9 protein-coding genes and 1 pseudogene are annotated in these 7184 nt (G+C 43.0%); 7 read left to right on the top strand and 3 right to left on the bottom strand.

The annotated features are described in order from the left end of the window. Positions 1 to 398 precede the first annotated feature (398 nt). From K0A89_08975 to K0A89_08945, 7 genes and pseudogenes are all read left to right on the top strand, one after another. On the top strand, positions 399 to 1481 hold the full coding sequence (locus K0A89_08975; protein MBW6518617.1) for a Fic family protein: 1083 nt from the start codon (positions 399 to 401) through the stop codon (positions 1479 to 1481). Beyond that, positions 1468 to 1686, top strand: coding sequence for a hypothetical protein (locus K0A89_08970; protein MBW6518616.1), 219 nt, complete (start codon positions 1468 to 1470; stop codon positions 1684 to 1686). The genes K0A89_08975 and K0A89_08970 overlap by 14 nt, the downstream gene beginning before the upstream one ends. A gap of 26 nt (positions 1687 to 1712) precedes the next feature. Next, positions 1713 to 2000: a nucleotidyltransferase family protein gene (locus K0A89_08965; protein ID MBW6518615.1), complete on the top strand. Its 288-nt coding sequence runs from the start codon at positions 1713 to 1715 to the stop codon at positions 1998 to 2000. Then, positions 1997 to 2374: pseudogene (locus K0A89_08960) on the top strand (DUF86 domain-containing protein). Before K0A89_08965 ends, K0A89_08960 begins: the two are co-directional and overlap by 4 nt. 158 nt (positions 2375 to 2532) lie before the next feature. Then, on the top strand, positions 2533 to 3111 hold the full coding sequence (locus K0A89_08955) for a Bro-N domain-containing protein (protein MBW6518614.1): 579 nt from the start codon (positions 2533 to 2535) through the stop codon (positions 3109 to 3111). Between the two features lie 29 nt (positions 3112 to 3140). After that, entirely contained in the window at positions 3141 to 3374 is a 234-nt protein-coding gene (locus tag K0A89_08950; GenBank protein MBW6518613.1) for a hypothetical protein, read from the top strand. Between the two features lie 113 nt (positions 3375 to 3487). Next, positions 3488 to 4513 (top strand): methyltransferase domain-containing protein, encoded by a 1026-nt coding sequence (locus K0A89_08945; protein ID MBW6518612.1) that lies wholly within the window; start codon positions 3488 to 3490, stop codon positions 4511 to 4513. A 5-nt stretch (positions 4514 to 4518) separates the two neighbouring features. Here the strand turns inward: K0A89_08945 and K0A89_08940 are convergent, their stop codons facing one another. Genes K0A89_08940 through K0A89_08930 form a run of 3 tightly spaced genes read right to left on the bottom strand, consistent with a single transcriptional unit; the run spans position 4519 to position 7109 of the window. Beyond that, the gene (locus K0A89_08940) at positions 4519 to 5538 is read right to left on the bottom strand and encodes a TIGR00341 family protein (protein MBW6518611.1); all 1020 of its coding nucleotides are present in this window, start codon (positions 5536 to 5538) and stop codon (positions 4519 to 4521) included. 9 nt (positions 5539 to 5547) lie between these two features. Further along, on the bottom strand, positions 5548 to 6405 hold the full coding sequence (locus tag K0A89_08935; protein MBW6518610.1) for a mechanosensitive ion channel family protein: 858 nt from the start codon (positions 6403 to 6405) through the stop codon (positions 5548 to 5550). Next, positions 6402 to 7109, bottom strand: a complete 708-nt coding sequence (locus K0A89_08930) for a DUF432 domain-containing protein (protein ID MBW6518609.1) — start codon at positions 7107 to 7109, stop codon at positions 6402 to 6404. Before K0A89_08930 ends, K0A89_08935 begins: the two co-directional genes overlap by 4 nt. Positions 7110 to 7184 lie beyond the last annotated feature (75 nt).

Genomic DNA, 7184 nt, shown 5'->3' with positions numbered 1-7184 from the left:
ATCTTCACTTAACAGGAAAGAAACAAAGAAAACTGGTTGAAGAACAATCTAATGAGGATCGAAAAGGAGATTAATTCATGAAATTCGACCTAACAGAAAAACATGCCCGCGTAAAAACTCTTGAAAAGCAAATCGACCAGCTCGTCTACAAACTCTACGACCTGACCCCCGAAGAGATAGCTATTGTAGAGGGGTTCAATAAGGGGAAATGAGATGGAGCCAGAGTCCTGCCAGACTGGGGCGGCTATCGCCGCGAAACACAATTGCCCTACCAAGGCGCAAAGCGCCGCCGGTGGGCGCCGTCTGCAGAGAGGCAACTCTGCGTGGGTGCGTCCTGCCGAAGCGCAACTCGGCGGTTCAATAAGGGGAAATGACAATGAACTCAGAAAATCCATCTGATGCCAGATACACATGGTTCAATTCTATTAAAGAAGGTGAATAGAATTTTTAACCCGAACTTCAGGTACACCCACCGGATGGTCAAAAATCTCGTTGACATAGCCTCAGCCAGAGAGACCATTCTCAACGCCTATCTCGTGCCAAAATGGGAAATCTCGCTCAGAAGAGATGCACTGATAAGAGCAGCACATGCATCCACAGCAATAGAAGGAAATCCTCTAACATTAGAAGAAGTCAGCCAGCTTGCTCAGGGCAGAAAAGTCACAGCAACAAGAAAAGCGCAACAGGAAGTGATTAATTATCTTAAAGTTTTAGATAATATAGATAATTATCAGGAGCAAGGTAAGATCACTGAAAAAACGGTTTTGAAATTGCAGAGGGATATAACAACAGAAACTTTAGAAAATCCTGAGCATGAAGGAAAATATCGAGAACTTCAGGTATATGTTGGAAGCAGGATAACAGGAGAGGTTATTTTTATGCCTCCGCCCCCCGAAGAAGTGCCGGAGTTAATGGCCAAGTTCATAGAATGGCTCAACTCAAATACCTCATCCCAGTTCAGCCCTGTCCTTGTTGCAGGCATATCACATTATGAATTTGTAAGAATCCACCCTTTTATTGATGGTAATGGCAGGACAGCAAGGGCATTAGCTACACTTATCCTTTATGGAAGGGAATTTGATATTAAGAAATTTTTTGCACTTGATGACTATTACGATAGCGAGAGGAATGCATACTACCACGCTTTAAAATCAGTTGACCAGAAAACACTCGATCTTACCGACTGGCTTGAATATTTCACAGATGGCGTTCTTCTCTCCATCACAAAGGTAAAAGAGAAGGCACTACAACTTTCTCTGGAAAAACATAAAAAAGAATCCAGGGGACAGATTGCACTCACAGAAAAGCAAATGAAAATTATGGAAAATATAATTTCAAATGGGCAAATAACAAGCGGCGAAATCCAAACGATGTTTAAAATCTCACGCCAGGCAGCGCATAAGGAAATTATAAAGCTAACCGAAATAGATCTTATTGAGCAAAAAGGTGCTGGCAGGGCAATATATTATGTCATTAAATAGGTTGACGCAAGAGTTGACGCAAAGGTTGACGCAAGATTGCGGGAAGAATCTTAAAAACCGAAGCGTCCCCGACTATCCCGACAACCCACAAAAACAATCCCAGGTACAACTCTTGGAATCCCAGATAGACCAGCTCGTCTACAAACTCTTTGACCTGACCCCCGAAGAGATAGAGATTGTCGAGGGGTTCAATGAGGGGAATTAAAATGAATCAAAAAGAAGGTTACATAAATGAATGAACAAATAATCGAAATAAGAGGGAAAATTCTCAATGCACTCAAACAGAATGACGTTAAACGTGCATCCCTTTTTGGTTCTGTTGTAAGAGGAGAATTGACTGATGAAAGCGACATAGATATTCTCATTGAATTCAAAGAGAGAAAAAGCCTGCTTGACCTTGTAGGCTTAAAATTAGAACTCGAAGAGATGCTGAAAAGGAAGGTTGATGTTCTTACATACAATTCTCTGCATCCTCTTTTAAAGGACAGGATACTTCGCGAACAGGAAGTGATACTATGAAAAAAGATTCCTAAGTATTTATAGACCATATTTTAGAGAGTATTGAACTTATTGAAAATTATACCGCAAATAAAACATTCAGTGATTTCATTGAATCAGTTCAACTTCAGGATTCGATTATTCGTAGAATAGAAATCATAGGAGAAGCTTTCAAGAATTTACCTACCGAAGTTAAGAACAATTATCCTGATGTTCCATGGAAAAAAATAGCCGGTATGAGAGATGTCCTTATCCATAAATACTTCGGAACTGATCTGGAGTTGACATGGCAAGTAGTGCAAAAGGACATCCCAGATCTAAAAAGAGAAAACTTGAAAATAAAACAGGATTTGAAAACCAAATCGACCAGCTCGTCTATAAACTCTACGACCTGACCCCCGAAGAGATACAGATTGTCGCGGGGTTCAATGAGGGGACATGAGCTGGACTCAGCAAACATAATTTATTAAATTACTTTCACTCTGCTCCCCCAGTCTTTTTAATCCCTGACACCAACTTAGCAATACAGGATAATCCCTTCAGGTGGAATAAAATGGACTCAAATGATGCACTTGTAGTTTTTGAGAGTGCTAAAATAAGAAGAATCTGGCACGACAGACAATGGTATTTTTCAGTTGTTGATATAGTGGGAGCCTTAACAGACAGTTCCATACCTAGAAGATACTGGTCTGATCTAAAAATCAAGCTTGATGAGGAAGGATTCCAGTTGTACGAAATAATCGTACAACTGAAACTGCCATCATCTGATGGTAAATACTACAGCACAGATTGCGCAAATACAGAGTCCATGTTCAGGGTAATCCAGTCCATCTCATCCCCAAAAGTCGAACCATTCAAAAGGTGGCTCGCTAAAGTCGGTTATGAACGGGTGCAGGAAATAGAAAACCCCGAAATTGCACAGGACAGAGTCAAGGACTATTACGAGCTTAAAGGATACCCTGCGGAATGGATTGAAAAGAGACTCCGGGGCATAGCAATCAGGCAGGATTTGACAGATGAATGGAAAAACAGGGACATTCAGCAGCAAAAAGACTTTGCGATACTTACCAATGAGATATCGAAAGCTACATTTGGTAAAACAGTCGGTGAATATAAAAAATTCAAAAGGTAAAAAAAAACAACCAGAACCTTAGAGACCATATGAATGACTGGGAGTTGATCCTTACAATGGTTGGCGAAAAAGCAACAACAGACATCACAATCTCAAAAGATTCGCAGGGATTTAGTGAATGCAAAGATTCTGCTCTTGAAGGTGGTACTATTGCAAAGAATACCCGCAAAGAAATAGAGCAAAAAACAGGTAAATCCATTGTTTCAAATGAGAATTATCTTCACTTAACTGATAAGAAATTAAATAAACAAATCAAGGATTAATCAAAAATACTCTGACTAAAAAGGTAGATTATCAGTCTTATTTGAATAAAGAAGATTTAGAGAATCACACAAATAAGCAAGTTGTAGAGTTAGCAAACAATTAAGGTTGACCAATGAAACGAATAAGAAGCCCCAAGTTCAGCAAGCCTGTATATACCTGCGGTGATGGAGTGCGATTCGCCACGCCTGAAATAGTGGCCAGCTACCGGGCCGGGAGGCTTACGTGCGGTGTGCTGGCTGACATCAGTTGCGGTATCGGGGGGCAGACCATTTGCTTCGCAGAGGAATGCGGCAGGGTCTATGGAGTGGATATAGACGGTGAAAGGCTTGAGTGCGCCCGCCGTAATGCGGGAGTGTATGGCGTTGACAATATCACCTTTATTGAGGGTGATGCCCTGTCGCCGCAGGTGATGGAACAACTTGCCGATGCCGACATTATTTTCAGCGACCCGGCCCGGCCTGCCACTGAAGATATGCGGCAGACCGATAACCTGCGACCCGGGATACCAAAGGTGCTGGAGGCGTACAGGGATGTTACCGGCAGCTTCGCTTTCGAGGCACCGCCACAGATGCCGCCCGAGCGGATCGATTTTGATTGTGAAAGGGAGTACCTGAGCCTGGATGGGCAACTGAACAGGCTGACGCTGTACTTCGGGCCTCTGAAGGAGTGTGAAAGGTCGGCTGTGGTATTGCAAGGGGATATGTATTACAGGCTGAAGTCGGGTGAAGCAGCACCGACCGGAATACCAGAGGTTAACGAACTTCTGACCTATGCTTTTGAGCCAGACCCTGCTGTGGTGAAGGCGGGACTGCTGGGGGAGCTTGCAGCCGAATTGAACATTGATATGAGCCTCGTAAAGATCGATGCCAGGCGGAGCCTCTTAACCTCGGAATCGAACATTGATTCACCATTTTTTAAGAATAGATATCGTGTGATTGACAGGGTCGCATTCGACTGTAACTCAATAAACCATTCTCTCAGGAAGAATGGAGTGGGGAAGGCTGTAATACGTTTTCATGTGGAACCAGATGACTATTGGGATGTAAGGAACAGGATAGAGGCAGGTCTGACAGGAAAGAGTACAGTGCACCTGTTCCGGATTACGGACATGATGTACCTGCTGGAACAAGTTACGTGAATGTTTTACCATTTCTGCGAAAGAACAATCGATACTCCGAGCAATATCAACAGAAATGTCCACAGAATAAGAGCAATTATTGTCGCCTTTTTGGCCCTGTCTGCATCCCTGTACTTGCGGGGACGTATTCCCTGTATCAGGAAGGTCACAACACCTGAAAGATTTATGCATATCGCGTTCGTGAGCACCAGAAGCAGTGCCCCCGTTGCCAATACCCATTCTCCCTGCCCCAGCAACAACCCGAAAACAACAAGCGGCGGGAGCAGGGCCACAGCAACCATGACACCGATAAGGGCACTTGGAACGCCTGTGGTCAATGACAGCGCAGCTGCACTGCCTGCGGCAAGGGCGAGAATAATGTCACCGAAAGTGACTTTTGTTCTGGAAATCAGTTCGGGGATATTCGGGTCTACCTTAAACACAAATCCCAGAATTACAGCAAATGAAAGGACAGTAAGTATACCCTTAATATTGGCTTTCAGGGCCCGTTTGGCCAGGTCAATATCACCAAGAGTGGTTGCAAGCGAGAGTGCAACGTTCGGGCCCAGTAAGGGGGCGATAACCATTGCGCCTATAATAACAGCAACATTATTTTGCAGGATGCCAATAGCAGCAACCACAGAAGATAAAAAGGCCAGGACAATAAATATCCTGGTCTGATTGATGGTCTCTTCAATATCAGAATAGAGTTCTTCACGACTTATCCTGGCGGGTTTTTCATTGGTTTTATCTTCCAGGACCGGTTCTTCCCTCTCAGGTACTTTTTCATGTAATGGTTTTTGTTTTGGCAGAGTGGCCTCAACAGGAAGAATTATTATCCTGTATCCTTCCACCAGGGATATATTTTGTTCCAATCTATCAAGAACGAATTCACTAGTCTCTGCATCAAGAAGTATTATTATCTGGATGAAATCCTTTGAAAACCTTTCCTGCCATATTCCCAGGACCGGTAAGTCTTTCAACGCGTCCTGAACGCGATATTCTTCCTTTGAGGGAATAAATATCTCAATCTGACGAAGAGCCATTGTTGATTCCTATCCATTACCAGATGGTACTTCTTTTTTATCTATCTGCTTGCTCTGCAGCTCATTGGCGAACCATAATGTGCGCTGCGGGAAAGCGATCTCCATGCCGTTCTCCTCCAGAGTTTTCTTCATTATCCAGAGAAGCTCGGTCTTAGCTCCATACCAATCGGTACTGGGCGCCCATATCCTGACAACAATATTGACCGCATTATCCCCCAGATTATCCACGAACACAACGGGCGATGGGTTCTTGAGGGTAAAAGGATGATCTTCGATGATATTTTTGATGATCTCTATGGCCTTGTCAGCATCGTCGTTGTAGCGTATCCCCACCACATAATCGAACCTTCTGGCCACATTGGCCACATAATTGGTAATGGTCGTTGTGAACACTGTCTGGTTTGGTATTCTCACATATAATCCATCATAGGTCCTGATAATGGTGGAGATCAGGGTAATATCCTCTACTGTGCCTGAATTTCCATCTATGTTCACGATATTGCCCACCTTTATGGGTCTCTCGGTCATCAGGAACAAACCCGATACCATGTTGCCTACGATATTCTGGCTGGCAAAACCTATAATGAAACCAACAACACTGCCAGCCACAAGTATGCTTGAGGGTTCAACATTCAGGGCCGGAAGCATGAAGAATAAAATAGCGACAATAATGATTGAGTATGAGGTTAATTTGAGAATGATCTCCAGGTGGTCTTTGCTCATCTTCTCTTTGAGAGTTCTTCTGAGATAGATCGTGGCTACCTTACTGACAAAGACTGCTCCAATAATGGTCAGAAGGACTATGAGGAATTTCAAGACCGGGCCATCCCCGCCAGGTATGGAGCTAAAAACGTCAGTAACGTTCATAGACCCCCCTCCATCATGAATTTCGGACCCATTACTGAGACTTTACCCGCAGTATAGCGCTCGATGGATTTTTCCATCTCGTTTCTAATCGGGGAATTGAAAAAAACCGTTTTTGCTATCTGTTCGCCCATTATCTTCATTTTGGACTTCATGGAAACCATGTCATTATTATAATAAAGCCTCATATCATACGCATTGAACACGGCTTTTGATATTTCGATCCAGCGGGATGTTGTATTCTCGATCTTGACCTCCATGACTCCTTCCATCATCGGGTCAGCTTCAGGAATGCCTGGATAGACCTCACTCTTCCAGTATTTGCATATCATACCTCTGGCCGGGTCACCGTACAGGGTGAACTTTTGTTTAACCAGCGTGAGGACATCAAGAATTTCAAATTGTTTGTTATTTGATATAAAAACACCTATTTCGATAGGGAATTTTATATAGACAGGATTGGATGTGCCCGGTCCTACTACAAAGGGCTTTTCAAATTCTATAAGCAAAAATGCGGTAATATTCTTGGGTTTATTCACCGGCTCGATGGGATTCAATATGATCTTTGCATCATCGAACAACAGGACCTTCTCTTCAGTTCCATAAAAAACTTCTCGTTTGTATATATGCAAGTTTCCAGCCTTTTCAATTGAAAGAGAGAAACTTTCATGCTCAATCTTTAACGGAATATCATACGACCCATACATTGCTGACATTATTGTATGCAGGTAATATAACAATTATGCTTTATTTGAATGAAGTATCATGTATTGTAGTCCCAC

The organism is ANME-2 cluster archaeon (assembly GCA_019429385.1).
Classification (GTDB): domain Archaea; phylum Halobacteriota; class Methanosarcinia; order Methanosarcinales; family Methanocomedenaceae; genus Methanocomedens_B.
This window is presented reverse-complemented; position numbering and strand designations above follow the sequence as displayed.

Excerpts from the sequence above, each read along its gene's own strand:
- K0A89_08945 (MBW6518612.1), top strand. The coding sequence starts at position 3,488 with ATGAAACGAATAAGAAGCCCCAAGTTCAGCAAGCCTGTATATACCTGC.
- K0A89_08970 (MBW6518616.1), top strand. The coding sequence starts at position 1,468 with ATGTCATTAAATAGGTTGACGCAAGAGTTGACGCAAAGGTTGACGCAA.
- K0A89_08930 (MBW6518609.1), bottom strand. The coding sequence starts at position 7,109 with ATGTATGGGTCGTATGATATTCCGTTAAAGATTGAGCATGAAAGTTTC.
- K0A89_08965 (MBW6518615.1), top strand. The coding sequence starts at position 1,713 with ATGAATGAACAAATAATCGAAATAAGAGGGAAAATTCTCAATGCACTC.
- K0A89_08975 (MBW6518617.1), top strand. The coding sequence starts at position 399 with ATGCCAGATACACATGGTTCAATTCTATTAAAGAAGGTGAATAGAATT.
- K0A89_08955 (MBW6518614.1), top strand. The coding sequence starts at position 2,533 with ATGGACTCAAATGATGCACTTGTAGTTTTTGAGAGTGCTAAAATAAGA.
- K0A89_08950 (MBW6518613.1), top strand. The coding sequence starts at position 3,141 with ATGAATGACTGGGAGTTGATCCTTACAATGGTTGGCGAAAAAGCAACA.
- K0A89_08935 (MBW6518610.1), bottom strand. The coding sequence starts at position 6,405 with ATGAACGTTACTGACGTTTTTAGCTCCATACCTGGCGGGGATGGCCCG.
- K0A89_08940 (MBW6518611.1), bottom strand. The coding sequence starts at position 5,538 with ATGGCTCTTCGTCAGATTGAGATATTTATTCCCTCAAAGGAAGAATAT.